Consider the following 26,434-nt stretch of genomic DNA (forward strand, 5'->3'; position numbering starts at 1 on the left):
GAGTGGGCGGAGCTTTTGGGTGTCGGAAGCGGGGAGGTTGGCCGTGTTCCTTCTTCTTTGCAGTTTGGTGAAGGCGGACGCGGCGGCGCAAGGGTCGTGCGCGCCCCCGCGATCGGGGACGATCAGGCCGTGGGCTCGTCGGTGGCGGGCTCGGCGTCCTTCACGGCCGCGGCGGTGTCGACCGAGGCGGCCTCGGCCGCAGCGGCGTCGACGTCGGCGTTGACCTCGGCGGCGACCTCGGCGGCCGGGGCGTCGCTGCCGGCGGCAGGCGCGTCGGTCGCGGCCTCGGCGGCGGCGTCGGCCTGCGGGGCCTCGGCAGCGGCACCGGTGGCCTCGGAGGCCGGGGTCTCGGCGGCGGCGTCACCGGTGGCGGCCGCAGCAGCCTTCTCGGCGTCACCCGCGAGGAGCTCGCGCTCCCACTCGGCGAGGGGCTCCTCGGCACCGACGGCGCCCTCGGCCGTGCCGGACTTGGCGCCCGAGCGGGCGATGAGGCCCTCGGCGACGGCGTCGGCGACCACGCGGGTCAGCAGGCCGACCGCGCGGATGGCGTCGTCGTTGCCCGGGATCGGGAAGTCGACGACGTCGGGGTCGCAGTTGGAGTCGAGGATGCCGATGATCGGGATCCGCAGCTTGCGGGCCTCCTCGACGGCCAGGTGCTCCTTGTTGGTGTCGACGATCCACACGGCCGAAGGAACCTTCGTCATGTCGCGGATGCCGCCGAGCGTCTTGTCGAGCTTGGTGCGCTCCCGCTTCATCTGCAGGAGCTCCTTCTTCGTGCGGTTGGAGCCGGCGACGTCGTCGAAGTCGATCTCGTCGAGCTCCTTGAGGCGGTTGATCCGCTGGTGCACGGTCTGGAAGTTGGTGAGCATGCCGCCGAGCCAGCGCTGGTTGACGTAGGGCATCCCGACGCGCGTCGCCTGCTCGGCGATGGCCTCCTGGGCCTGCTTCTTGGTGCCGACGAACATCACGACACCGCCCTTGGCGACGGTCTCCTTGACGAACGCGTAGGACCGGTCGATGTAGGCGAGCGACTGCTGCAGGTCGATGATGTAGATGCCGTTGCGCTCGGTCATGATGAAGCGCTTCATCTTCGGGTTCCAGCGACGGGTCTGGTGACCGAAGTGGACGCCGCTCTCGAGCAGCTGGCGCATGGTGACGACTGCCATGGGTTCTCCTGTGGTGACGGAGGCGCTCGCCGACGTGCCCGACCTTGCGACAGGTCGGACCGGGAGCGGGCTCCTGATGTTTTCAGTTGCTGCGCCCGGCGGGTGCCGGGAGCCCTGACGCTCGCGCGCCGGTCCGATCACGCCGGCGGGACCGGCGCGAACTGAGGACCGACGCCCACGGGCGGTCCGGAACCAGGGATGCATTCCGACGCGGTCTGCGAGCGTGCGAAGTCAGTCCGGGTGGACTGCTCCGCACATCGTAAGCCCGCCCCTCCCCGCGGGGCCAATCGCAGCGGGTGCTCGCTCGAGCGTGGGCCGAGCGTGGGCCGAGCGGTCGGGCTCGAGCCCTCCCGGCCGGCCGGACGCGTCCGCTGGACGTCCACAGGTCGGCCCTTGCGGCCCTCGTCCACAGGCCGCTGCGCCGGCGCGGTCGCGGCGCGCATCGTCGGGCGAGGGTGGAGCGCATGCGAGCCCTCCTCGGCGCCGTGCTCGGCGCGCTCCTGATGACCGTCACGCTCGGCGCGTCCCCGTCCGGCGCGGGCCCTTCCGACGGAGCGGTCGACGAGCCGACCGGCGTCTGGCCGCTCGACCCCGAGCCCGACGTCGTACGCCCCTTCGAGCCGCCGCCCCACCCCTACGCCGCCGGCCACCGCGGCGTCGACCTCGCCGGGGCGCCCGGCCAGGCCGTGCGCGCGGCACTGCCGGGCACGGTGGGGTTCGCCGGCTCCATCGGCGGCAAGCCGGTGGTGAGCGTGCTGCACGGCGGCCGCCGGACGACCTACGAGCCGGTCGTGGCGTCCGTCGAGCGCGGCCAGGAGGTGGCCGCCGGCGAGGTGATCGGCCGCCTCGTGATCGCCGACGGGCACTGCGTCCCCGCCGCCTGTCTGCACTGGGGCCTCGTCGAGGGGGACGGCGACGACCGGGTCTACCTCGACCCGCTGTCGCTCGTCGGCGGAGGACCCGTGCGGTTGCTGCCCCTGTGGCGCGACGAGCCCGCGACCCTCCGGCTGCCGTGGAGCCCGCCACTGTCGCGCTGGCGGCGCCCGGTGGACTGGCACGCCTGAGCACTCCCCCGCCCGCCGGGCACCGCCCGCCCCTCCCTGCGTCATCCGGACCGGCATCCCTCAGGGCGGTCTCGTAGGACCGCTCAGGCCCGGGGGTGCGCCTGCTGGTAGGCCCGTCGCAGCCGGTCGGTCGTGACGTGGGTGTAGAGCTGGGTCGTCGCCAGCGAGGCGTGCCCGAGCAGCTCCTGGACCGACCGCAGGTCGGCGCCGCCCTCGAGGAGGTGGGTGGCCGCGGTGTGCCGCAGGCCGTGCGGCCCGATGTCGGGTGCGCCGGGCACGTCGGCGATGCGGCGGTGGACGAGCTCGCGCACGGCGCGCTGGTCGATGCGGCGCCCACGCACCCCCAGGAACAACGCCGGACCAGACCCCTCGACGCGCAGGTGCGGACGGCCGACCCGCAGCCAGCGGTCGACGGCCTTGCCGGCCGGGGCGCCGTAGGGCACGGAGCGCTCCTTGCGGCCCTTGCCGAAGACGCGCACGACGCGGCGCTCGGCGTCGAGGTCGTCGATGTCGAGCCCGACGAGCTCCCCGACGCGGATCCCGGTGGCGTAGAGCAACTCGAGCATCGCGACGTCGCGCACCCCGACCGGGGTGCCGTCGTCGGCGAGGTCGGCGGCGGACCTGATCAGGGCCTCTGCCTCGTCGGCGCGCAGCACCGGCGGGAGCGTCTTGTGCTTCTTCGGCGACCCGAGCGCCGCACCGGGATCGGCGTCCAACCGGCCCGTGCGGTGCAGCCAGGCGGTGAAGACGCGCGCAGCCGTGGCGCGGCGCGCGATGGTGGTGCGGCTGCGGCCGGTCGTCTGCAGCCGCGCCAGCCAGCTGCGCAGGGTGCGGAGGTCGAGGTCGGACACCTCGGTGATGCCGAGCCGGTCGCAGTGGTCGAGCAGGCCGGCGATGTCGCCGAGGTAGGCCCGCACCGTGTGGGGCGCGAGGTCGCGCTCGGAGACGAGATGGCGTTCGTAGTCGCCGAGCAGCCGCACCATGGCCTCGGACAGGCCGCTCGCGGCCTCGGCGTCCGCGCCGCCCTCGGCGTCCGCGCCGCCCTCGGCGTCCGCGCCGCCCTCGGCCTCGGGGCCGGCCTCGCCGGCCTCGGAGGCGGCCTCGGGGGCGGCCGCGCGGGTCCCTTCGTTGCTCACTCCGGCAGCCTAGGCGCGCGGCTGGCCGTCACGTGTCAGGCGCGAGTCGCCACCCGCCCTCCTCGTAGCGGACGAAACGCTCGGTCAGCAGCCGCTGGAGGGCTGCCTCGGTCTGGCGGATGTGCAGCGAGGCCAGGCGGGCGATCGAGTCCACCCTGGCCGGGGCGCCGACCGGCACCCACTCCAGCACCTGTCGATCGACGGGGCCGAGCGTGTCGCGCGGTCGTCGCTCACCCCGTCGCACGTCGACGAGGTGCTCGCCGGACTCGCCGATCAGCTCGAGGACCTCGGCGCCGTCGCTCACCACCGTGGCGCGCCCCTCCCTGAGCCATTGGTTGACCCCCTGCGAGGTGTAGCTCGTCACCGGGCCCGGCACGCCCATGACCGGCCGGTTGAGCGCCTCGGCCCACGCCGCGGTGCTGAGCGCGCCGCTGCGCAGGGCGGCCTCGACGAGCACGGTGCCGCGAGTCAGGGCGGCGATCAGCCGGTTGCGCGCGAGGAAGCGCGGCCGGGTGGGGGCGGACCCCGGGGGTTGCTCCGAGATCACGGCGTACTCGGCTGCGAGGTGCGCGAGCAGGGGGCGGTTCTGCGCCGGATAGACCCGGTCGACGCCGCACGCCAGGACTGCCGCCGTCGTCCCTCCGGCCCCGAGGGTCGCGTCGTGGGCGACGAAGTCGATGCCGATCGCCCCACCCGAGACCACCGGCACTCCGGCTGCGGCGACGCGGTCACAGAGTCCACGGGTCACCTCCACGCCGTAGACCGACGCGGTGCGGGAGCCGACCACGGCCGCGGACGTCGCGAGCTCGGTGAGGGGCATCGGGCCCCTCACCCACAACCCCGGCGGGGTCCCGCCCACCCCCTGGTCGGTGATGGCGTCGTCGAGCTGGTCGAGCGGGCTCGGCCACTCGGGGTCACCGGGGACGAGGAACCTGATGCCGCACTTCGCGGCCTGCTCGAGCCGGCGGGCCGGGTCGACCTGCTCGAGGCGCTCGGCCAGGCAGCTGTCGGGCTTGGGCACCAGCAGGTGCTCCAGCGTGCGGACGGCGCCGATCTGCCGGACGAGCGACGACGTCCTGCCGTCGCCCGGCTCGACACCGCAGCTCAGCACGACCCGGGCGAGTCGTTCGGCGTCGGCGGCCCGGCTGGGGTCGGCGGTCATGACGCCGCCACCGAGACCACGCGCGCCGGCAGGCTCCGGGCCGCGTCGTCGGACCTGAGCGCCAGCGCGATCTCCGCCTCACGCACGCCCGGTCGCGACACACCCGCGCAGTCGGCGACCGTCCAGGCCAGCCTCTGCACGCGGGTGAGCCCGCGGCGGGTCAGAGTGCCGTCGGCCAGCGCCGCGTCGACCAGCGCCTGGCCCGCGGGCTCGAGCGGCCAGCGCTCGGCGAGGACGGGCCCGGGGCAGGAGGAGTTGAGGAGCCAGGCACACTCGCGGTAGCGACGGGCCTGGCGCTGCCGCGCCTCGGCCACCCGGGCCCGCACGTCGGCCGACGACTCGGGGTCGGGCCCGAAGGACACGGCCCGGCGCCGGCGTTGCGGGCGTACCTCCATCCAGATGTCGACGCGGTCGAGGATCGGCCCGGTGAGCTTGCGCCGGTAGTGGGAGCGCTGCACCTCGCTGCAGTCACAGCTGCCGCCGGACATGCCGTGGAAGTTGCCGCACGGGCAGGGGTTGGCCGCGAGGACCACCAGGGAGCGCGCCGGATAGGTGGCGGACTCCTCGCCCCGGGCGATGGTCACCTCGCCCGACTCCAGGGGCTGGCGCATCGCCTCGACGACGTCTGAGCGGAAGTGAGGGAACTCGTCGAGGAACAGGACCCCGTGGTGGGCGAGGCTCACCTGACCGGGGCGGACCCTGCCGGTGCCGCCACCGAGCACGCTCGCCGCGGTCGCGGAGTGGTGCGGGGCGAACCACGGCGGTCGGCGCAACAGGCCGCTGCCGTGTGGCAGCGCACCCGCGACGGAGTGGAGGGCCGTCACCTCGAGCGCCTGCTCGGTGGTGAGGTCGGGCAGGATCGTCGGGATGCGCTCCGCGATCGACGTCTTGCCCGTCCCCCGCGGGCCGATCAGCATCATCGGGTGGCCGCCGGCCGCCGCCACCTCGACTGCGTAGCGGACGTCCTCCAGCCCGTCGAGGTCGCGCAGGTCGAGGTCGGCCAGCCGGTCGTCGCCGCGCCACGTCGCCAGCGGGCTGGCCGACGGGGCGACGACGGGCGGCGCCTCGGGCACCTCGACGCCGCGGAGCACGGCGGACACCTGCGCGAGCGACCGGACGCCGAACACGGTCATGCCGGGCACCAGCGCCGCCTCGGCGGCCTGGGGCTCGGGCACGAACACCCGGGTCATGCCGTGGGCCGCCGCTGCGATGACCATGGGCAGCACCCCCGGCACCGGCCGCAGCCCGCCGGCGACGGACAGCTCGCCGATGAAGGCCCAGCCGTCGAGCAGGTCGGGCGTCAGCTCCTGCTGCGACTTGTCGGCGGCGAGGACGGCGATCGCGATCGCGAGGTCGTAGTGGGTGCCGCGCTTGGGCAGATCGGCGGGGGCCAGCAGGATCGTGACCCGCTTGGTCGCCGGCCAGCGCCCGCAGTCGTTGTTGATCGCCATGCGCACCCGGTCGCGGGCCTCCGACAGGGTCTTGTCGACGCGGCCGATGATCGTGGTGGTGACCAGGCCCGGGGAGACGTCGACCTGGACGTCGATGACGTGGCCGTCGGCGCCCTTGAGCGCCAGCGAGCGGGCGGTCGCGAAGGCCATCAACCGACCCCCTCGACGTGCTCGACCTCGACCGGTCGGCCGTGCGGGGTGAGCACGCCGACCAGGTCGATGCGGACATCGTCGGGATGGCAGTCGTGGGCCAGCAGCCACCGGGCGGCCAGACGCCGCAGCCGGTCGGCCTTGCGTCGGTCGATCGCCTCCAGCGGCGTGCCGAAGTCGGTGGACGTGCGGGTCTTCACCTCGCAGACCACCAGGACGTCGCCGTCGCGCAGGACGAGGTCGATCTCGCCTGCGTCGCAGCGCCAGTTGCGGTCGAGCAGGACCAGGCCGAGCCCGGTGAGGTGTCGGACCGCGATGCTCTCGCCGCGCGCCCCCAGTCGGCGGCGATGCTCGGCGGCGGCGTCGAGCGCGAAGGGAGAGGCGGCAGCGGGTCGGGCCATCGTGGGTGCCTTCCGGTGGGCGGGTCGGTGAGCACCCAGCACACCGCGACCCTCCGACGCCCCTCGACGGTCGGGCCGTCAGCCTGTGGAGGACGGCCGGACCAGGGCGCCTGTGGACGCTCCGCGGCCAGGTCGGTGCCACCGCGGTCGCGGCGAGGCGTCGTACGACCCACGGCACGAGGCCCGACCTGGAGGCCCGACCTGGAGGCCCGTTCTGACACTTGGAGGCGGTGGCAACCCCCTCCAGGTGTCGGAGTCCCCGCTCGAGCGGGGACTCCGACGACACTCGAGCGGGGACGCCGACGACACGCGGCGGGGACGCCGACGACACGCGCCGGCACGAGCCCGGCGCGCCCCCGGCAGGACGGCCGGGTCAGTCCTTGGGCGGGTCGATGTCCTGGGGAGCGAGCTCCTCGACGTTGACGTCCTTGAACGTGAGCACCTTGACGTTCTTGGCGAATCGGGCGGGGCGGTACATGTCCCAGACCCAGGCGTCGGTCATCGACACCTCGAAGAACACATCGCCGCTCTCGGAGCGCGCCTTCACGTCGACCTGGTTGCACAGGTAGAAGCGCCGGTCGGTCTCCACGACGTACTTGAAGATGCCCACGACGTCGCGGTACTCGCGATAGAGGGTGAGCTCCATCTCGGTCTCGTACTTCTCGAGATCCTCGGCGCTCATGCGTCCTCCTCGGTGGTGCTGCCCGTCCCACGGCCGAGACTAGCCACCTCGTCCCCGGCCACCGCCTCCAGGCCCGCCGCGCGGCGCACGTTGACGAACCGCATCCGGTGGACCGGAGAGGGGCCGTGCTCGGCGAGCGCCGCCTCGTGCTCGGCGGTGACGTAGCCCTTGTGGGTGCGGAAGTCGTAGTGGGGCCACTCGTCGTGGAGCCCGACCATGAGCCGGTCGCGGGTCACCTTGGCGATCACGGAGGCCGCGGCGATGCAGGCGGCCACCCGGTCGCCCTTCCAGACCGCGAGCCCCGGCACGCCGAGGCCGTCGACGGGGAACCCGTCGGTGAGGACGTACGACGGGCGCGTCTCCAGGCGCGCCACCGCGCGCCTGAGGGCCTCGACGTTGGCGACGTGCATGCCGAGCCGGTCGCACTCCTCGCTGTCCACCACCACCACCGACCACGCCAGCGCGCGGCGCACCACCTGCGCGTAGACACGCTCGCGGGCGGCCTCGGTGAGGAGCTTGCTGTCGGCCAGCCCCGGGACGATGCCCGCCTTCCCCGGCGGCAGGACGACCGCGCCCGCGACCAGAGGGCCGGCGCACGCGCCGCGGCCCGCCTCGTCGACCCCGGCGACGGGCGCCAGGCCGGCCCGGCGCAGCGCCCGCTCGTAGCCGTAGATCCCGGCGTCGCGGCGCACGGTGAAGCCGCCCGGAAGCGGCTCGGGCGGCAGGTGGGACACGGCGGTCACGAGGACGGTGCCGGCACGTCCTCGAACGTGTCGGGACGGGTGTTCCAGCGGAAGCGGTCGGCCGGCCACAACAGCACGAAGACCTTGCCGACGACGAGGTCGACCGGGACGAACTCGTCGCCCGGCACGCACTCGGTCTCGTCGCTGCGGCACATCTTCTGCGAGCTGTCGGCCGAGCGGGACCGGTTGTCGCCCATCACGAAGACGTGGCCGTCGGGGATCGGGCCGACCGACCAGTCCTCGTCGCAGGCGCCGTTGGTCGGCATCGGGCCGTTGCAGCTCGCGCCGCCGCGCTTGACGTAGGCCGACTCGTCGAGCGGCGTGCCGTTGACGATGAGGCGGCCCTTGTCGTCGCAGCACTCGATGGTGTCGCCGGCGACGCCGATGACGCGCTTCACGAGGTGGCCGCCGGTCGGGTAGAGGCCGACCTTCGCCATCGCCTTCGCGACCGGGTTGGTGGGACCGGCCGAGTCGACCGGCGGCAGCCAGCCACCGGGGTCCTTGAACACCACGACGTCGCCGCGCTCGGGCTCGCCGTCGCCCCAGTAGGAGACCTTCTGGATCAGGATCCGGTCGTTGAGGATCAGTCCCGGCTCCATCGACTCCGAGGGGATGTAGAAGGCCTGGACGAAGAACGTCTTGATGACGATCGCGAGCACCAGCGCGACGCCGAGCAGGAGGATCGTCTCCTGCCACAGCGGGAGCTGCTTGCGCTTGCCGCGGCCGGCCTTCGGTCCGGCCTCCGGGCGGGCGCCGCCGGTCATCGCGGGGCCCTCCTCCGAACGCGACGACCGCGGTCCCTCGCCCGTCGAGAGGGACGAAGAACCGCGGTCATCAGAAGTCACTCGCAGAGACTAACGAGTCCCTGGTCGGGTCCACGCCGGGGGCGTGGCTCGACGGATCACGCCTCGCGGCGCTCCTTGATCTTGGCGGCCTTGCCGCGCAGGTTGCGCAGGTAGTAGAGCTTGGCGCGACGCACGTCACCGCGGGTGACGACCTCGAGCTTCTCGAAGATCGGGGAGTTGAGCGGGAAGGTGCGCTCGACGCCGACGCCGAAGGAGACCTTGCGCACGGTGAAGGTGCGGCCGATGCCCGAGCCGTGGACGCGGATCACGACGCCCTGGAAGACCTGGACACGCGAGCGGCTGCCCTCGATGACCTTGACGTGGACCTTGACGGTGTCGCCGGCGCGGAAGTCCGGGACGTCGTCACGCTTGATGGCGGTGCCGAGTTCGGCGATGACGTTGGTCATGTCGTTGCTCCTCGCGGGTGCCACAGGTCAGCCGCGGATCGTGGTGGTGATGGACTTGGCTGGTGCCCGGTGCGGCCGGCCGGTGCGCCCCCTGTGGCAGGTGCGGTGCGGCGGGACCCCGGAGCGCGCATCGGAGGATGCGACCGGGCGACCCTGGCCTCGAGCGGACCAAGGGTGAAGTCTGCCAGAGCGAGCGCGTCAGCGTGAAATCCGGCGCCGGACCTGCTTGGTCAGCACCACGGCTCCCGGCGGGGAGGGACGATCCGCACGCAGCCGGAAGCCGGCCTTCTTGTACATCCGGAGGTTGTCGGTCGAGCCCGCCCCCGTGAACAGCACGTAGGTCGTCGCGTCGGGCGGCGCGAGCCCCTCGACGAGCTCGAGGAGCGCGCGGCCCAGCCCGCGGCCCTGCAGGTCGGGGGCGACCATGATCCGGCCGATGTCCCACTCGCCGTGGGAGTCGAGGCGACCCCGCACGGCGCCCACCAGGCGGCCCGAGGAGGGCTCGCGGGCCACCATGACGGTCCACTCCCCCAGCCCGCGGCGTACGTCGTCGAGCGACTCGCGCAGCGCCGGGATCTCGACCCCGGGGTTGGCCTCGAGCTCCTGGAGCCAGCAGGCCCGCTGGAGCGTGTAGAGCTCGCCGGCGTCGGCGGGCACGGCCGGGCGTACGTCGAGCTCGCCCAGCGCGCCGACGAGCGCGTCGGCCCGCAGCAGGTCGGGCCGACGCTCGGCGGTGCGGCGGACGGCCTGCTCGCGGCGCCACGCCTCGATCCGGGCGTGGTCGCCCGAGAGCAGCACCTCCGGGACCTCGCGTCCCTGCCAGGACGCGGGCTTGGTGTAGACGGGGTACTCCAGGAGCCCGTCGGCGTGCGACTCCTCGACGAGCGACTCGGCGTTGCCCATGAAGCCGGGCAGCAGCCGCACGACCGCCTCGGTGATGGCCAGCGCGGCCACCTCTCCCCCGTTGAGGACGTAGTCCCCGAGGGAGACCTCGCGCACCGTGCCCACGGTCGCGGCGTGCTCGATGACCCGCTGGTCGATGCCCTCGTAGCGTCCGCACGCGAAGACCAGGTGCTCGTGCCCGCTCAGCTCGTGGGCCAGCGCCTGGGTGAACGGCTCGCCGCTGGGCGTCGTGAAGACGATCGTCGCCCCCGCCGCCACGGCGTCCAGCGCCCGTCCCCACGGCTCCGGCTTCATGACCATCCCGGCGCCGCCGCCGTAGGGGGTGTCGTCGACGGTGCGGTGCCGGTCGGTGGTCCACTGCCGCAGGTCGTGGACCGCGACGTCGAGCAGGCCGCGGTCCTGGGCCTTGCCCGGCAGGCTCAGCCCGAGCGGGGCGAGGTAGTCGGGGAAGATCGTGACGACGTCGATCCTCACGACTCGTCCCCGTCGGTGACCTCGTCGGGGACCTCGTCGAGGACCTCGTCGGGGAACGGTGAGACCAGACCGGGGCGGTCGGCGACGACGACCCGGCCGGCAGCGAGGTCGACCTCGGGCACCAGCGCGGACACGAACGGCACGAGCGTGTCGCGGCCGTCGGGCGTGCGGACCGTCAGCAGGTCCTGGGCGGAGCCGCGCACGAGCGCCGTGACGGTGCCGAGCGGGCTCCCGTCGACGTCGACCACGTCGAGTCCCACGAGCTGGTGGTCGTAGAACTCGTCGGGGTCCTCGGGGGTCTCGTCGCGGCCGATGGTGGCGTGGAGGACCGTGCCCCGCACGGCCTCGGCGGCGTTGCGGTCGGCGAGCTCCTCAAAGGTCACGAGGAGGGTGCTCTGGTGCCAGCGGGCGCGGGCGACGGTCAGGCTGCCGGGGCGCCGGTCGGCACCGGCCGGGGCCTCCGCGCGCAGGGTCGCCCCCGGGGCGAAGCGACGGTCGGGCTCGTCGGTGCGTACGTCGAGGGTGACCTCGCCGCGGATCCCGTGGGGCTTGCCGATGCGCCCGACCACGACCTCGACATCGCCAGCGTTGTCCTCGTTCACGCGCCGAGGCTATCGCCGCCCGGGCGATCCCCGGGAAATGCCGGACGGGCACCACCCCCGCTGGGATGGTGCCCGTCCGTGAGGCTGTCGGTCGCTCAGCGGCGCCGGTCGGTGTCGACGAAGTCGACCCGCGCGCCGCCCCGACCCGCGAGGGCCGAGACGACGGTGCGGAAGGCGGTCGCGGTGCGGCCGTTGCGGCCGATCACCTTGCCGAGGTCGTCGGGGTGGACCCGGACCTCGAGGATGGAGCCGCGACGCAGCTGCTTGTCGCGGACGACGACATCGTCGGGGTGGTCGACGATGCCCCGCACCAGGTGCTCGAGCGCCTCGGCGAGCACGATCAGGCCTGCTTGTCCGCGGCCGAGACGTTCTCGAGGTCGGCGTTGGCGTCCGCAGCGCCCTCGGGCGTCTCGGAGGCCGGCACCTCGGCGGGCGCCTCGGCCTTGTCGGACTTGGCGTCGGACTTGGCGTCGGACTTGGCGTCGGACTTGGCGTCAGCCTTGTCGTCAGCCTTGTCGTCAGCCTTCTCGGCCTTCTTCTTCGAGGTCACCGCGCCGCCCTTGGACTCGGCGGAGACCTCCTTGAGGGCCTCGTTGAAGATGTCGAGCTTGGAGCGCTTGGGCTCCTTGACCCGGAGGGTCCCCTCGGTGCCCGGCTGACCCTTGAACTTCTGCCAGTCACCGGTGATCTTCAGGATCGCCTCGACGGCCTCGGAGGGCTGTGCGCCCACGCCGAGCCAGTACTGCGCCCGGTCGGAGACGACGTCGATGTAGGACGGGTCCTCCTTCGGGTGGTACTTGCCGATCTCCTCGAGGACCTTGCCGTCGCGCTTCTTGCGCGAGTCGACGACGACGATGCGGTACTGCGGCACCCGGATCTTGCCCAGGCGCTTCAAGCGAATCTTGACGGCCACGTTTGTGGTGTCTCCTCAGAAATTGTCGTGGGTGAGGGACCGTTGCCAGGTGGGGTCACCGGTGCGGGTCACTCGAAGGGCGCTGCGTGCTCGGAGAGAGGGTCCGGGCACGCAGGACACAACGACTGATTCTGCCAGAGGCGACGCACGACGACCAATCCGCCCTCGATCAGCAGTCGGTGGGCTCCTCGACGTTGACGCACGTGTCGTCCCCCTCGTCGCCGTAGGCCGTGTCGACACCGTCCCCACCGTCGATGTGGTCGTCGCCCCGGGTGCCCCACACGCGGTCGTCGCCGGCGCCCATCACGGCATGGAGCGGGATCGATCCCCGCGGGGCCACGTCGAGGGTCTCGTCGGCCGCACCGCCGAGGAAGTCGATCCTGAAGCCGGGGTCGAGCACGAGCCTGCGGATGCCGGCGATCCGGGCGTCGACAGGCCCCCCGGCGAGGGTGAGCGTGAGCAGGCCGGCCGGGACGTCGACACGGATCGGCAGGCCCGCCTGCGTGGCGTCCAGCGGCCCCGGGTCCAGGGACAGGTGGTTCTCCGCGCCGGGCCCCAGGTCGTACGACGCCCCGGGCCGGTCGGTGGCCGGGGCGACGACCGTGTCGCTGGCCGGGCCCGTCTCGAGCGTGACCGGGCCCCGGCCGCGGAGGGTGACGTCGTCCGCGCCCCTGCCCGTGGTGATCCGGTCCGCACCGGACGCGGCCCGTACGACATCTGCTCCCCTGCCCGTGTCGACCACGTCGTCGTCGGGCAGCGACGTACGGCCCTCGCGGTAGAAGTCCGCGCCGCCGAGCAGCACCACCGTGTCGTCGCCGGGGCCGGCGTCGACGTCGTCGGCCCCCTCCGTCCCCCGGATGGTGTCGTCGCCCGCCCCGGTGCGCACCGACAGGCGGGGCACGCGCCGGAAGACGTCCTCGCCCTGACCGGTCGCGGTGCCGACAGCGAGGTCGACGACCACCGCTCCCGGCGCCGAGCGGAACTCGACCCGGTCGCGGACGAGGTCCTCGGCCGCCGGAGTGGCAGGACCGACGTCGAGCACGTCGTCGCCGGCGCCGCCGTCGAGCACGTCGCCGAAGACGTGGACCCCGCCCCGGTCGGCGCGCCAGTCGTTGCCCTCTCCGAGCAGCCGGTCGTCCCCGGAGCCGCCCTGGATCACGTCACCGCCGGGGCCGCCGCAGACGAGGTCGTCGCCTCCGCGGGCGTCGATGTGGTCGCGCCCGGCGAGGGCGACGATGACGTCGGCGCGCGGGGTGCCGACCAGCCGGTCGGCACCCGCGGTGCCGACGATCGTCGCGACCCGGCCTGCGCACCGGGGCGCGGCGGCGGACGGCGTCGACCCGGCCGGCGCGACCGGCACCAGGAGGCTCGCGAGGGCGAGCGTCACGACCGCTCCCCTACCTGACGTACGACGCATCCCTGACCCCCCGATCCGGTGGCGCCGACCCTAGTCGTCCAGACCGATGAAGGCACGCACTGCGTCGGCGCCGGTGACGCGGATCGGCTCGGCGCCCCGGACGAATGTCTCGGGCGTCAGCACCAGCCCCTGGTTGAGCGCGAGCTCGCCCTCGCGGCGCTTGATCCGGCTCACCGCGGTGGGCCGGTAGCCGACCTTGCGCGAGACGCCCAGCGAGGCGGGGTTGTCGAGGAACGCCGCGGAGGTGATCTCCTCGAACCCGAGGTGGTCGAAGAGCAGGGCGCACATCGCCTGCCGCATGGCGGTGCCCAGGCCGCGACCCTGGTGCTCGCGCCCCAGCCACGAGCCGGTCTCACCGGTCCGGGTCACCGGGAAGTGCTTCGCGGCGACGCCCTGGCAGCCGATCACCCGGCCGTCGAGCAGCACGGCGAGGTCGAGGCAGAAGTCGTCCGGGGAGAACGTCGCCCGCTTGCCCCAGTGGTAGGCGGCGGTGTTGCGGGCCAGCCGGCCCGGAGGGGCGGCCGTCCACGGGAAGTAGAACGGCATCTCCTCGGGGTCGTGGATGCCGGCCTCGGCGAGGTCGCACACCTCGAGGATCAGCTCGTCGGTGAGTCCGCGCAGCTCGAGCGGGCCGGCCACCACGTGGAGGCCGAGGGGCGGGAAGAGGTCGACGAGGGTGCTCACGAGCCCGATCCTCGCCGAGCCGTCGCGGCGGGCACAAACCAGTTCCCGGCAACCTCCTCGCCCCCTGGTGCGTCTACCTGGCATGACCAGCGCGCACGCCGGGCACCTGCAGCCGCCCGAGCCGCTCGACCTCCCCGCGCGGTTGACCGCTCCCCCACGCCTGACGCAGCGTCACCCGTGGCTGCTTCCCGCCGCGATGGCGGTGCACCGCGCCCGCCGGCGTACGCACTGGGTGCGGGACGCGTGGTCGGGCCGGGTCGTGTGGGCGCGCACGCGCGACGCGGTCGACCTGCCGGTGCGGCTCGAGCAGCACGGGTCGCTGCTGCTGCGCGAGCTCGACCCCGACCAGATGCACCTGCAGCACAACAAGGTGACCAACCTCCGGCTCGCGGCCGAGCGGATGGACGGGACGCTCATCCGACCCGGCGAGAGCGTGTCGTTCAACCGCGTCGTGGGCAACTGCACCCGCCGCAAGGGGTACGTCGACGGGATGCGGCTGTCGAACGGCGCGGCCGAGGCAGGCGTCGGTGGCGGGATCTGCCAGCTGGCCAACCTCGTGCACTGGATGGTGCTGCACTCGCCGCTGACCGTCGTGGAGCGCTCGGAGCACTCCTTCGACCCGTTCCCCGACCGCGGGCGGGTGCTGCCGTGGGGCGTGGGGTGCTCGATCGTCTACAACTACGTCGACCTCGTGGTGCGCAACGACACGGCGTACACCTTCCAGCTCCGGACGTGGGTCGGCGAGCGCTTCCTGCACGGCCAGCTGCGCGCCGACGAGCGCCCGGACCACTCCTACCGGGTCGAGGCCCGGCACGAGCAGTTCCTGCGCCGCGACGGCGACGTGTTCCGCCGCAACCAGATCTGGCGCCGGGTCATCGACCGCCGCACCGGCGAGCAGGTCGGCGAGGAGCTGGTCAAGCGCAACTGCGCGCTCGTGGTCTACGAGCCCGGCCCGGACGTGCAGGTCATCGACCTGGACTGACCAGCGCGCCGCGGAGCACGACCGCGGTCGGGGTGCGGAGCACCGACAGGTCCTCGACCGGGTTGCGGTCGTAGACGACGAAGTCGGCCGACGCGCCCTCGACGAGGCCGTCGACCCCGAGCCACTCCCGGGCGCTCCAGCTCGCCGCGCCCAGCGCGTCGTGGGCGGGCATCCCGATGCGCACGAGGGCCTCGACCTCGCCGGCGATGTTGCCGTGGCGGCTGATGCCACCGCCGTCGGAGCCGGCGTAGATCGGCACGCCCGCCTCCCAGGCCGCCATGATCGTCGCGGGCATCCGGGCGTAGAGGTCGGTCATCGTCGCGGCGTAGGCGGGGAACCTCTCCTGCCCGGCCGCCGCGTGCTGGGGGAACTTGTCGAGCTGCATGACGGTCGGCACCAGCCGGGTGCCGTGCTCGACCATCGCGTCGATCAGGTCCTCGGTGAGCCCGGTGCCGTGCTCGATGCAGTCGATCCCCGCCTCGATCAGGCCGGGCAGGACGCCGTGGCCGAAGCAGTGGGCGGTCACCTTGGCGCCCTCGGCGTGCGCGGCGGCGATCGCGTCGGCGAAGGCCTCCGCGGGGAACGACGGCGCCAGGTCGCCCTCCTCGCGGGAGATCCAGTCGCCGACGAGCTTGATCCAGCCGTCGCCGTTGCGGGCCTCCTGGGCGGCGTAGGTCGCCAGCTCGGCGGGCTCGACCTCGTGGGCGTAGCCGCGGATGTAGCGCCGGGTCGCCGCGATGTGGCGCCCGCACCGGATCAGGCGGGGCAGGTCGTCGCGGTCGTGGATCCAGCGGGTGTCGGAGGCCGAGCCGGCGTCGCGGATGAGCAGCGCCCCGGCGTCGCGGTCGGCGATCGCCTGCTGCTCGGTGGCCTCGTCGTCGGTGGCACCGAAGTCGTCGAGCCCGAGGTGGCAGTGGGCGTCGACCAGGCCCGGCACGATCCAGCCCTCGGCGACCGTGTCGGCACCGGCCTGCGGCTCGAACGTGATCCGTCCGTCCACGACGTAGAGGTCGGTGGGCTCGCCGTCGGGGAGGACGGGGCCGCGGAAGCGCTGCGCAGGCTCGGCTCGATGGGATGGCATGCGGCGGAGGCTACAGCCGGTCGAGCAGCCACGACGGACTGACCACCTGGGCGGGGGACACGTTGGCCGCCAGCGCCCGGTCGGCGGTCGCCACCACGACCTGCGCGCCCGCCTCCGCGGCGCGTCGGGCCTGCTCGCGGATCGCGGCGTCGCCGTCACGTGGCGCGTGGACGGTGCGTACGTGGGCGTCCCGGCCCGCGGGCACGCCGGCCTTGGCCTGGCCCTCCAGCACGAGGACGACCTCGTCGAAGGACGTGTCGGCGACCAGCAGCCGCTCGTGGAGCCGGCGCGCCGCCCCCGCACGGTCCTTCCACCAGCCGTCGGGCACGGACCCGACGACGTTGGCGCCGTCGACGACGAGGACCCTCACTTGAGGAACTGCGAGAAGTCCTTGGGGAGGTTGAGCTGCTCGGCCGCCTTCTCGTAGTCGATGTCGGCGCCGTCGGGGTTGCCGAAGGGGTTGGCGCCCTTGTCGGCCGCGGCGGCCTTCTGCTGGGCCTTCTGCTGGGCGGCCTTGGCGGGGTTGCCCGAGACCCGCTTCTTGCCCTTCTTGCCCTTCGCCTGGGCCTGCCGCGCACCCGCCCGCTTGCCCCCGCCCAGCCCCGGCATGCCGGGCATCCCGGGCATCCCGGGCACGCCGCCCCCGCGGGCCATCTGCTCCATCATCTTGCGCGCCTCGAAGAAGCGGTCGACGAGCTGGTTGACGTCGGAGACCTGGCGCCCGGAGCCGGCGGCGATGCGGGCGCGGCGCGAGCCGTCGATGATCTTGGGGTTGTCGCGCTCGGCGGGCGTCATCGACTGGATGATCGCCTGGATGCGGTCGATCTCGCGCTCGTCGAAGTTCTCGAGCTGGTCGCGGAACTGCCCCATGCCGGGGAGCATCCCCATGATCTTGGTCATCGAGCCGAGCTTGCGGATCTGCATCATCTGCTGGAGGAAGTCCTCCAGCGTGAAGCCGCCCTTGGTGGCGAGCTTCTCGGCCGCCTTGAGCGACTGCTCGGAGTCGAAGGCCTTCTCGGCCTGCTCGATCAGGGTGAGCATGTCGCCCATGTCGAGGATGCGCGAGGCCATCCGGTCGGGGTGGAAGAGGTCGAAGTCGGTCATCTTCTCGCCGCTGGAGGCGAACATGACCGGCTTGCCGGTGATCGAGCGGATCGAGAGGGCCGCACCACCGCGGGCGTCGCCGTCGAGCTTGGTGAGCACCACGCCGTCGTAGCCGACGCCGTCGAGGAAGGCCTGCGCGGTGGTCACGGCGTCCTGGCCGATCATCGCGTCGACCACGAACAGCACCTCGTCGGGCTGCACGGCGTCGCGGATGTCGGCGGCCTGCCGCATGAGGGTCTCGTCGACACCGAGGCGGCCGGCCGTGTCGATGATGACGACGTCGTGCACCTTGCGCCGGGCCTCCTCGAGGGAGGCGCGGGCGACGTCGACCGGGTCGCCGGTGCCGTTGCCGGGCTCGGGGGCGAAGACGGGCACGCCGACCCGCTCGCCGTTGACCTGGAGCTGCTGGACCGCGTTGGGCCGCTGCAGGTCGGCCGCGACGAGCATGGGCGTCTTGCCCTGCTCCTTCAGCCACAGGGCGAGCTTGGCCGCCAGCGTGGTCTTGCCGGCGCCCTGGAGGCCGGCGAGCATGATGACGGTCGGCCCGCTCTTGGCGTAGCGCAGGCGGCGGGTCTCGCCGCCGAGGATCGTGACGAGCTCCTCGTGGACGATCTTGATGATCTGCTGGGCCGGGTTGAGCGCACCGCTGACCTCCTCGGAGCGGGCGCGCTCCTTGACCGCGCCGACGAACTCCTTGACGACCGGCAGGGCGACGTCGGCCTCGAGCAGCGCGATGCGGATCTCGCGCGCGGTGGCGTCGATGTCGGCCTCGGAGAGCCGACCCTTGCCCCGCAGGTTCTTGAAGGTGTCGGCAAGGCGGTCGGAGAGTGTGGCGAACACGGTGTGGGTCTGTCCCTCGCATCGGGTGGTGGATCAGGGGCGGATCGGTGGTGGTACGACGCCCAAGACTAGCCGCCGGACCCGCGCGAGGCTCAGCCGCCGAGCGCGGTGCGCACCGCGTGTGCCGCCGCGGCCGCACGCTCGTCGGTCGGGCGCACCCCGCCGAGCTCCTGCACGTAGAACACGTCGACGGCCTGCGGACCCAGGGTCGAGACGTGGGCCGAGGCCACTGTCAGCCCGAGCCGGGCGAGGGTGGTGAGGACGCGGTGGACGACCCCGGGCCGGTCGGACGTGCGGATCTCCAGCACCAGCGACGCGCGTGAGGCGTCGGGGCGCACCTCCACGATGGGCGGCAGCTCGCCGTCGGGGCGGGCCGGCAGGTCGGGCAGCCGCTCGGTGCCCTCGACGACCCGACGGATCCGCTCGCGGACGACGGCGGGGTCGAGGTAGGCGTCGGGGACCTCCCACGCGCTGATGCCCCACTCGCCGTCGGCGTCGACCTGTCCCCAGGCGCGGGCCGCGTGCACGGGCGCGCGCAGCGCCGCGAGCCCCCCGGCCACGTCGGCGAGCAGGCCGACCCGGTCGGCGGCGATCACGGTGACGGTGGCGCCGACCTCGTGCGGGGCGACCTCCACCGACACGGCGCTCGGGTCACGTCGTACGACGTCGGGCACCGGCACCGTCCCGGGGGCGGCGACGTCGGCGACCTGCGCGCCCAGCGCGTGCCGGGCCCGCGAGACCAGTCGGTCGACCAGCGAGGCGCGCCACGTCGTCCACGCGGCCGGGGAGGCGGCGCGGGCGTCGGCCTCGGTGAGGGCGCGCAGCAGCTCGAGGCTCGCCGCGTCGGGGACGTGGGCGAGCAGCTCGGCGGTGGTGGCCGGGTCGTCAGGGTCGCGGGTGGTCGCGAGGTCGGCCAGCAGCAGGTGCCAGCGCACCAGCGAGGCGACCACCTCGGCGTCGAGGTCGGTGAAGCCCATGCGGGCCACGACCTTGCGCGCCAGCGGCTCGCCGGCGACGGAGTGGTCGTGCAGCGAGCCCTTGCCGATGTCGTGCAGGAGCGCCGCCACCAGCAGCAGGTCGGGACGCCGGACGGTGCGGATCAGCGTTGCCGCCTCCGCACACGTCTCCACGACGTGTCGGTCGACGGTGAAGCGGTGGATGGCCGAGGCGTGCGGCAGCAGCCGGATCTGCTCCCACTCGGGGAGGAACGTGTCGATGCCCTCGACCTCGTCGAGGGTCTCCCACACCGGCAGCAGGCCCGGCCCGCTCGCCAGCAGGCGGACCAGGGCGTCACGGGCCGCGGCCGGCCACGGCACCGGGAGGACGACCCCCTCCCGCACCAGCCGGGCGGCGGTGGTGGGCGCGAGCACGGCGTCGCGGCTCGCTGCCTCCGCCGCCGCGCGCAGCAGGAGGGTGGGGTCGTCGGCGGGACGGGTGCCCGCGTCGAGGACGACCTCGCCGCGCGAGAGCGCGATGCCGGGCGCGATGCGCTCCAGCGCGGGCGTCCGACGGCTGCGCTCCCCCGTCGGGCGCGCCGTCACGGCGTCGGCGCGGCGCCACGCCAGGCGGGACAGGTGCGCGATGCGCCGGCCGAGCGCGCGGACGTGGCGCTGGGCGGCCTCGGCGTCGTCGAGACCGAGCCGGTCCGCGAGCGGGCCCCACGCCTCGGGGGCGATGCGGTCGCTGGGGCGCCCGGCCAGGTCCTGCACCTCGTCGCGGACGTCGAGGAGCATCTGCCGCGCCGCCTCCAGCGCCGGGGTCGACGCGTCGACCAGCCAGGTGGCCTCGATCGCGCGCAGCACGCCGGCGTCGCGCAGGCCGCCCTCCGCCTCCTTGACGTCGGGGACCGAGACGTGGGCGAGCTCGCCGGTGACGCCGTGCCGCCTGAGCGTCATCGCCTTCAGCTCCGGCAGCCGGATCCGGGCCCGGCGTCGCCAGTCGGCGAGCATCGTCGTGCGCAGCCGCAGGCTCAGGCCCGGGTCGCCGGCGAGGTGCCGGACGTCGAGCAGCCCGAGCGCGACCCGCAGGTCGCACGCGGCCTCGAGGACCTCGCCCATCGACCGGACCGCGTGGTCCAGGCGCCTCCCGGAGTCCCACAGCGGGTACCACAGGGCCGTGCCGAGGTCGCCCAGGTCGACCCCGTCGTCGTGGACGAGGACGACGTCGAGGTCGGAGTGGGGGGCCAGCTCGCCCCGCCCGTAGCCCCCGACCGCGACCAGGGCCACCCCCGTGGCGGGCCCTGCCGAGGCGGCGTACGCCTCCCGGCAGAGCTCGTCGGCGGAGGTGGTCCTGGTGCGTCGGTCTGCTGCGCTCATGCGGTCACGTCCCGAGAAGCCGGATCCATCAGAGAGCGGACGCGTCCTGCTCGCCGGTCCGGACGCGGACGACGCTCTCGACCGGGCTCACCCAGACCTTGCCGTCGCCGATCCTGCCGGTCTGCGCGGTCTTGACGACGATCCCGACGACGTCCTCGGCGTCGGCGTCGTCGACCACGATCTCGATGCGGATCTTGGGCACGAGCGCGATGTCGTACTCCGCGCCCCGGTAGACCTCGGTGTGGCCCTTCTGGCGGCCGTAGCCGCTGACCTCGGACACCGTCATCCCGGCGACCCCGAAGGTCTCGAGGGCCTCGCGGACGTCCTCCCACTTGTGCGGCTTGATCACCGCGGTCACGAGCTTCATGCGCTTGCTCCTTCGGTCTTGGTGGTGGCGGCCGGGGCCGCGGTGGACGAGGCGAGGACACTGCTCGCGCCGCCGCTGGTGCCGCTGTGCAGGTCGTACGCCGACTCGCCGTGGGCGGCCAGGTCGATGCCGTTGACCTCGTCCTCCTCGTCGAGGCGCAGACCCATCGTGTACTTGATCGCGAGGGCGATGACCGCGGTCAGCACGCCGGAGTAGATGACCGCCACGACGACGCCCAGGGACTGGTCGGCCAGCGAGCCGAAGCCGCCGCCGTAGAGGAGGCCGTCGATCCCGCCGGCGCCCTCGGCCGTGGAGAACACGCCGATCAGGACGGTGCCGATGATGCCGCCGACCAGGTGCACGCCGACCACGTCGAGCGAGTCGTCGTAGCCGAGCTTGTACTTCAGGCCGACGGCCCAGGCGCAGACGCCACCGGCGACGAGGCCGATCGCGACCGCACCGGAGAGGTTGACCGCACCGGCGGCGGGGGTGATCGCGACCAGGCCGGCGACGATGCCCGAGGCGGCACCGAGGGAGGTGGCCTTCTTGTGGATCAGGCGCTCGACGGCGAGCCAGCCGAGGATGGCCGCCATGGTGGCGAGCGTGGTGTTGGCGAAGGTGCGGCCGGTCTCGAGCGGGAACTGGGTCGCCGGGTCGTCGCCGAAGACGATCGAGCCGACGTTGAAGCCGTACCAGCCCATCCAGAGCAGGCCGGCGCCGAGCATGGTGAGCGTCAGGTTGTGCGGGCGCATCTGCTCGCGCGGCCAACCGATCCGCTTGCCGAGCAGCACCACGAGCACGAGGGCGGCGACGCCGGCGTTGATGTGGACGGCGGTGCCGCCGGCGTAGTCCTGGGCGCCGATCCGGCCGCAGATGAGGGAGTCGTCGGTGCAGCTGAAGACCATGTGGGCCATCGGGAAGTAGACGATGAGCGCCCACAGCGGCACGAAGACCACCCAGGCGGAGAACTTGAGCCGGTCGGCGACGGCGCCGCTGATCAGCGCGGCGGTGATGATCGCGAAGGTCATCTGGAACATCACGAAGATGTAGTCGCCGGTCGAGACACCGTCGAGCCAGAGCAGCTCGAAGGGGTTGGCGAAGAACGTGCCGTCACCTCCGAAGCCCATCGACCAGCCGACGGCGACGTAGAGGATGCCGACGATGGCGGCAGCCACGTAGGACATCATCATCATGTTGAGCACGGACTTCGAGCGCGACATGCCGCCGTAGAACAGCGCCAGCGCGGGCACCGTCATCATCAGGACGAAGGCAGTCGCCACCAGCATGAAGGCGTAATAGCCGTCCACAGGACCTCCAGGAGTTGAGCGCGTACGGAACGGGGTTGGTCACCCGGGCCATGACGCCGCTGTCATGCCGGTGCCCACGTGATGACCCGCAGCCTGCGCTGACGACGTTTCACCGGGCCGCGACGGATGTTGCGCGCACGCAACGGAATGGGTGCCCGTGTTACGGGTGTGTGAACGGATCGACGTCCGGCACCACCTTGTAGTGTTCGGCCGTGTCCAGACTGGCCGTGATGGCGCACTACGACGTCGCCGGGGAGCTGCGGCCCCACGTGCGGGGCCAGGTCGAGGCGCTGGCCGCGTCGGTCGACACGCTCCTGGTGTGCACCACGGCCAGCCTGCAGGACTCCGCGCGCGCCTGGCTCAGCGAGCGGTCCGTGCTGGTCGAGCGGGCCAACTACGGCTACGACTTCTTCAGCTACAAGGTCGGCCTCGACGCCGCCGGTGACCTCACGGCCTACGACGAGGTGGTGGTCTGCAACGACACCTACGTCTTCGCCCTCGACTCCTACGACCCGGTCTTCGACGAGATGGCCACGAGGCCGTGCGACTTCTGGGGCCTGACCGGGGCCGAGCGCGTCGCGCCGCACATCCAGTCGTTCTTCATCGCCTTCCGCCCGTGGGTGGTCGGCTCCCGGGCGTTCACGACGTTCTGGGAGGAGATGGAGCCGATCTCCAAGCGGCGCCAGGTCATCCGCCGCTACGAGGTGGGCATGTCGCGACGGCTCTACGACGCGGGGTTCGCCTCCGACACCTACTTCGTGGAGACGCCCGAGGACCGCCGCATCGCCCGCGAGCGGATGCGTTGGTGGGCCGCCCACCGCTCCCACTTCCCCCGCACCCGCGCCGAGATCCGGGAGTGGCGCGAGCGCGCCAACGAGCCGTGGAACCCCGCCCGCAGCCTCGCCGACCGGGTGCTCGACGACGCCCGCCTCCCCTACGTCAAGATCGACACCCTGCGCTACGACCCCTACAACCTCGACGCCCGGCGCCTGCTCGAGCTGTGCGAGCGCCGCTTCCCCCAGCGCTTCGAGGGGGTGCGCGAGTTCCTCGAGGAGACCGCCCAGTACTACCCGCTGCGCGACACCGAGCGGCTGCTGCCCACCCCGCTCGCCCTCGAGCCCCTCTTCCCGCGGGTGAGGTACTCCGATGCGCGGTGACCGCCGCCGGCACCAGGTGAGGCTCGACGACGCCGCCGACGTGATGGTCGACTCGGGCCTCGTCGACGTCGACTACGTCGCCGCCCAGCTCGGCACGACGTTCGACTCCCCCGCGGAGGCCGCGCGCGCGGTCGTCGAGGCGGGCGACGTCTCCCCCCACCCGCTCTTCGAGGCGCAGTGGATCGGGCGCCGCCGCTCGTGGCAGCGCGCCGGCCAGCACCCCGTGCTCTGGTACGTCTCCGAGCGCCGGCGCCGCAACCGGATCGCCCCGCACCCCCTGGTCGACCCGCGCATCGTCTTCGCCGCCTACCCCGAGGCCCGGCACCACCCCTACGGCGCGCTGTCCTACTGGCTGTCGGTCTCCGGGCCGGCCACCCCGCTGCCCACGCGCACCCTTCCCCGCAAGGTCTCCTGGTCCACCTACCGCGCGGCCGCCATCGCCGCCGCTGCCCAGTGGCGCGACGAGGTCGTGCGCGAGCGCCCCCCGCTGGTCGGGCCGACACCCGAGCTCCCGGCCCTGACGGGCGCCTCCCCCGCCGTGACCGTCGTGATGGCGGCCCAGGACGACGGGCCGCTGGTGCGTCGGACGGTGGCGTCGCTGCAGGCGCAGTCGTTCACCGACTGGCACCTCGTCGCGGTCGACCGGGGGTCCCTCGACGACACGGCGGCGGTGCTCCAGGGCGTGGCGGCCTTCGACGACCGGATCACGCTCGTGCGCGAGTCGCGGTGCAGCCGCGCCCGGGCGCTCAACGTGGCCCTCGAGCACGGCACCGCCGAGCACGTCGCCTTCCTCCCGCTCGGGCGCGAGTGGCTCCCCGACATGCTCCGCGACCTGCTCGCCCACGCCCACGCGAGCGGCGCGGCCGCCGTGCTGGCCGGCGCCGGTGCCGTCGGCCGCTCGCGGCACGAGCTCCTCGCGGGACGCCCGGTCGACCTCGCCACCGCCCTGCTGCGGCGCGACGCCGTCAAGGACGTCGGGGGCTTCGACGAGGGCCTCGGCGGCGCGGTCGAGCGCGACCTGGTGCTCCGGCTCACCCGCGACCACGAGCCGCTCGCCGTCGACGTACCCGTGCTCCGGCGACCCGAGGCACCGCCGGCCGGCTTCGCCGACGACTGGGACTCCGCGGTCCTCGAGCGCCAGCTCGTCGACTGGGAGGAGGCCGCGGCGCGCGAGACCGACGAGGCGCTGGTCAGCCACGTCATGCCCGTCGGCCCGGAGCCTCGTCGCACCGTCGAGTGGCTGGGCTCGGTGCCGCGCGAGGGCTCCGAGCTCGTGCTCGTCGGCGTCCGCCTGCGCCGCGCGCACCACGTGCTGGCCGCGTCGATCGCCGCGGTCATCGCCGGGGCCCGCTTCGTCTCGGTCCCGGCCAACGTCTCGATGTCGGTGGCCACCAACGTCGGCATCTCCCAGGCCGCAGGCAGCACGGTGGTGCTGGTGCGGCCGGAGGCGATGCCCCCGCGGCGGCCGATCGCCGAGCGGCTCGCGGGCGTTCTCCGCGAGCCGGGGGTCGGGCTGGCGCAACCCCTGGTCGTCGACCTCGACGGCGTGATCCTCAGCGCCGGGGCACGCTTCGCTCCCGACAACCCCCACCCCGAGCTGTTCCTCGCCGGCCTGCCCACCAGCGACGCGTTGCGGATCGGCACGACCACGGTCGCAGCGCCCGCCGCGCCCCTGGTGGCGCTGCGCACCGCCAGTGCCGTGGCCCTGCGCGGGCTCGGGGCGCGGTTTCGCACGGTGCTCGCCGAGACCGACCTCGGGCTCCGCGTCGCGCGGGCCGGTCTGGGCCGCACGGTCCTCGTGCCCGACGCCGTGATCACCTCCCGCACCGCCTACGCCGACACCGAGGAGCTCATCGGCGCCCTGTCGTCGCTGCGCTCCACCGTGCTGGAGGTGCCGCCCCCGTCCCCCGACGACTCCCACGAGCAGCTGCGCACCGCCGGGCTCGAGGCGACCGACGAGCGCAACCGCCGGATCACCGCCGACCCCGACGACCCGGCCGCGCCCGCGGTGCTGGTGCCCGAGCTGGTGGTGCGCGCCGTCGAGGGCATCCGCGAGTCGCCCCCGCGCCTGCGGTGGGCCGTCGACATCGCCGCACCGGCCGCCCAGCGCGGCGACCGGTGGGGCGACACCTACTTCGCGCGGTCACTGGCCGACGCCCTCGAACGACGCGGCCAGCACGTCGCGATCGACCGGCGCGACGCCCGGCACCGCGACTCGCGCGACCACGACGACGTCCTGCTGGTGCTCCGCGGCCTCGACCGCGTGACGCCGCGGCCGGGGCTGCTCAACGTCGAGTGGATCATCAGCCACCCCGACATGATCACGCCCGACGAGGTGGCCGGCTTCGACCTCGTCTACGCCGCCAGCACCAGCTGGTCCGAGCGCGTGAGCCGCGAGTGGGGCACGCCCGTCACGCCGTTGCTCCAGTGCACCGACACGCGTTGGTTCCACCCTGACCGGGCCCAGCCCGACACCGGTCCGGCGCTGCTGTTCGTCGGCAACTCGCGCGGCATCTACCGCTACGCCGTGCGCAGCGCGCTGGCCATCGGAGCCGACCTCACCCTGCACGGCAACGACTGGACCGACTTCGTCGAACGCGACCAGATCGCCTCCGGCGGCATCGACAACCGGGAGGTCGGCGTGCTCTACGCCTCCGCCGGCATCGTGCTCAACGACCACCACCTCGACATGCGCCGCGACAGCTTCGCCTCCAACCGGCTCTTCGACGCGGCGGCGTGCGGGGCGAGGATCCTCAGCGACCGCATCGACGGGCTGGAGGAGATCTTCTCCGGCCTGGTGCTCCCCTTCGACAACGAGCACGAGCTGGCCCGCCTCGTGCAGCCGCCCTACGACGCCTTCCCCGACGACGCGACCCGTCGCGAGATCGCGATGCGCATCATCGCCGAGCACAGCTTCGACAAGCGCGCCGAGACGCTGATCGACGACGCCGTGCGGACCCTGCTCGCCCGGCGGCGCTGACCGTCGAGTCGGCGCATCCTGACGGCCCAGCCCGGTCGAGTCGGCCCGTCCTGACCGCCCAGACCGGTCGAGTCGGCCCGTCCTGACGGCCCAGACCCCGC

25 protein-coding genes are annotated in these 26,434 nt (G+C 73.5%); 4 read left to right on the forward strand and 21 right to left on the reverse strand.

All coding sequences use genetic code 11. The features are described 5' to 3' along the window. Positions 1-122: 122 nt before the first annotated feature. Positions 123-1,166, reverse strand: coding sequence for a 30S ribosomal protein S2 (rpsB, locus tag AC54T2_RS11780; RefSeq protein ID WP_496666266.1), 1,044 nt, complete (start codon positions 1,164-1,166; stop codon positions 123-125). A 464-nt stretch (positions 1,167-1,630) separates the two neighbouring features. Here rpsB and AC54T2_RS11785 point away from each other — a divergent pair, with 464 nt between their 5' ends. Then, a complete protein-coding gene (locus tag AC54T2_RS11785) occupies positions 1,631-2,230 on the forward strand; it encodes a M23 family metallopeptidase (RefSeq protein WP_496666267.1) in 600 nt (199 codons plus the stop codon). A gap of 83 nt (positions 2,231-2,313) precedes the next feature. Here the strand turns inward: AC54T2_RS11785 and AC54T2_RS11790 are convergent, their stop codons facing one another. From AC54T2_RS11790 to AC54T2_RS11855, 14 genes are all read right to left on the reverse strand, one after another. Then, on the reverse strand, positions 2,314-3,213 hold the full coding sequence (locus AC54T2_RS11790) for a tyrosine recombinase XerC (RefSeq protein ID WP_186341252.1): 900 nt from the start codon (positions 3,211-3,213) through the stop codon (positions 2,314-2,316). A gap of 181 nt (positions 3,214-3,394) precedes the next feature. Next, positions 3,395-4,528: a DNA-processing protein DprA gene (gene dprA, locus AC54T2_RS11795; RefSeq protein WP_489974715.1), complete on the reverse strand. Its 1,134-nt coding sequence runs from the start codon at positions 4,526-4,528 to the stop codon at positions 3,395-3,397. Further along, entirely contained in the window at positions 4,525-6,129 is a 1,605-nt protein-coding gene (locus AC54T2_RS11800; RefSeq protein WP_496666268.1) for a YifB family Mg chelatase-like AAA ATPase, read from the reverse strand. The genes dprA and AC54T2_RS11800 overlap by 4 nt, the downstream gene beginning before the upstream one ends. Then, complete coding sequence (locus AC54T2_RS11805) at positions 6,129-6,530, reverse strand: YraN family protein (RefSeq protein WP_489974717.1); 402 nt, start codon at positions 6,528-6,530, stop codon at positions 6,129-6,131. Before AC54T2_RS11805 ends, AC54T2_RS11800 begins: the two co-directional genes overlap by 1 nt. A gap of 373 nt (positions 6,531-6,903) precedes the next feature. Next, the gene (locus AC54T2_RS11810; RefSeq protein ID WP_172259171.1) at positions 6,904-7,212 is read right to left on the reverse strand and encodes a DUF2469 domain-containing protein; all 309 of its coding nucleotides are present in this window, start codon (positions 7,210-7,212) and stop codon (positions 6,904-6,906) included. After that, positions 7,209-7,955 (reverse strand): ribonuclease HII, encoded by a 747-nt coding sequence (locus AC54T2_RS11815; RefSeq protein WP_241005138.1) that lies wholly within the window; start codon positions 7,953-7,955, stop codon positions 7,209-7,211. Before AC54T2_RS11815 ends, AC54T2_RS11810 begins: the two co-directional genes overlap by 4 nt. Then, positions 7,952-8,719: a signal peptidase I gene (gene lepB / locus AC54T2_RS11820; protein ID WP_186340935.1), complete on the reverse strand. Its 768-nt coding sequence runs from the start codon at positions 8,717-8,719 to the stop codon at positions 7,952-7,954. Before lepB ends, AC54T2_RS11815 begins: the two co-directional genes overlap by 4 nt. A gap of 137 nt (positions 8,720-8,856) precedes the next feature. Continuing rightward, complete coding sequence (gene rplS, locus AC54T2_RS11825; RefSeq protein ID WP_496666269.1) at positions 8,857-9,207, reverse strand: 50S ribosomal protein L19; 351 nt, start codon at positions 9,205-9,207, stop codon at positions 8,857-8,859. Between the two features lie 198 nt (positions 9,208-9,405). After that, positions 9,406-10,584, reverse strand: a complete 1,179-nt coding sequence (gene trmD / locus AC54T2_RS11830) for a tRNA (guanosine(37)-N1)-methyltransferase TrmD (RefSeq protein WP_489974719.1) — start codon at positions 10,582-10,584, stop codon at positions 9,406-9,408. Then, positions 10,581-11,186: a ribosome maturation factor RimM gene (gene rimM / locus AC54T2_RS11835; protein ID WP_496666270.1), complete on the reverse strand. Its 606-nt coding sequence runs from the start codon at positions 11,184-11,186 to the stop codon at positions 10,581-10,583. Before rimM ends, trmD begins: the two co-directional genes overlap by 4 nt. Positions 11,187-11,281: 95 nt before the next feature. Next, on the reverse strand, positions 11,282-11,524 hold the full coding sequence (locus AC54T2_RS11840; protein ID WP_091196877.1) for an RNA-binding protein: 243 nt from the start codon (positions 11,522-11,524) through the stop codon (positions 11,282-11,284). A 2-nt stretch (positions 11,525-11,526) separates the two neighbouring features. Beyond that, positions 11,527-12,099 carry a 30S ribosomal protein S16 gene (rpsP, locus tag AC54T2_RS11845; protein WP_496666271.1) on the reverse strand — a complete coding sequence of 191 codons (573 nt, stop codon included), beginning with the start codon at positions 12,097-12,099 and terminating at the stop codon, positions 11,527-11,529. 169 nt (positions 12,100-12,268) lie between these two features. Beyond that, complete coding sequence (locus AC54T2_RS11850; RefSeq protein WP_496666272.1) at positions 12,269-13,486, reverse strand: calcium-binding protein; 1,218 nt, start codon at positions 13,484-13,486, stop codon at positions 12,269-12,271. 60 nt (positions 13,487-13,546) lie between these two features. After that, positions 13,547-14,200, reverse strand: a complete 654-nt coding sequence (locus AC54T2_RS11855) for a GNAT family N-acetyltransferase (RefSeq protein ID WP_241005139.1) — start codon at positions 14,198-14,200, stop codon at positions 13,547-13,549. Positions 14,201-14,282: 82 nt separating this feature from the next. On the opposite strand from AC54T2_RS11855, the gene AC54T2_RS11860 reads away from it, so the two are divergent. Then, positions 14,283-15,182: a VanW family protein gene (locus tag AC54T2_RS11860; RefSeq protein ID WP_186340928.1), complete on the forward strand. Its 900-nt coding sequence runs from the start codon at positions 14,283-14,285 to the stop codon at positions 15,180-15,182. Here the strand turns inward: AC54T2_RS11860 and AC54T2_RS11865 are convergent. The 6 genes from AC54T2_RS11865 to AC54T2_RS11890 form a co-directional block, all read right to left on the reverse strand. Beyond that, complete coding sequence (locus tag AC54T2_RS11865; RefSeq protein WP_186340927.1) at positions 15,166-16,263, reverse strand: amidohydrolase family protein; 1,098 nt, start codon at positions 16,261-16,263, stop codon at positions 15,166-15,168. The two genes, AC54T2_RS11860 and AC54T2_RS11865, sit on opposite strands and share 17 nt — an antisense overlap. 10 nt (positions 16,264-16,273) lie before the next feature. Continuing rightward, entirely contained in the window at positions 16,274-16,633 is a 360-nt protein-coding gene (locus AC54T2_RS11870) for a hypothetical protein (protein ID WP_496666273.1), read from the reverse strand. After that, positions 16,630-18,207: a signal recognition particle protein gene (gene ffh / locus AC54T2_RS11875; protein WP_186340925.1), complete on the reverse strand. Its 1,578-nt coding sequence runs from the start codon at positions 18,205-18,207 to the stop codon at positions 16,630-16,632. The genes AC54T2_RS11870 and ffh overlap by 4 nt, the downstream gene beginning before the upstream one ends. A 92-nt stretch (positions 18,208-18,299) precedes the next feature. Next, positions 18,300-20,522, reverse strand: a complete 2,223-nt coding sequence (locus AC54T2_RS11880; protein WP_496666274.1) for a [protein-PII] uridylyltransferase — start codon at positions 20,520-20,522, stop codon at positions 18,300-18,302. A 28-nt stretch (positions 20,523-20,550) separates the two neighbouring features. After that, the gene (locus AC54T2_RS11885; protein ID WP_489974727.1) at positions 20,551-20,889 is read right to left on the reverse strand and encodes a P-II family nitrogen regulator; all 339 of its coding nucleotides are present in this window, start codon (positions 20,887-20,889) and stop codon (positions 20,551-20,553) included. Then, complete coding sequence (locus AC54T2_RS11890; protein ID WP_186340922.1) at positions 20,886-22,175, reverse strand: ammonium transporter; 1,290 nt, start codon at positions 22,173-22,175, stop codon at positions 20,886-20,888. The genes AC54T2_RS11885 and AC54T2_RS11890 overlap by 4 nt, the downstream gene beginning before the upstream one ends. A 233-nt stretch (positions 22,176-22,408) precedes the next feature. Here AC54T2_RS11890 and AC54T2_RS11895 point away from each other — a divergent pair, with 233 nt between their 5' ends. Continuing rightward, positions 22,409-23,353: a rhamnan synthesis F family protein gene (locus tag AC54T2_RS11895; RefSeq protein ID WP_186340921.1), complete on the forward strand. Its 945-nt coding sequence runs from the start codon at positions 22,409-22,411 to the stop codon at positions 23,351-23,353. Continuing rightward, positions 23,343-26,333, forward strand: a complete 2,991-nt coding sequence (locus AC54T2_RS11900) for a glycosyltransferase family protein (RefSeq protein ID WP_496666275.1) — start codon at positions 23,343-23,345, stop codon at positions 26,331-26,333. Before AC54T2_RS11895 ends, AC54T2_RS11900 begins: the two co-directional genes overlap by 11 nt. Positions 26,334-26,434: the final 101 nt, after the last annotated feature.

Source organism: Nocardioides sp. Z35_8, from assembly GCF_059621125.1.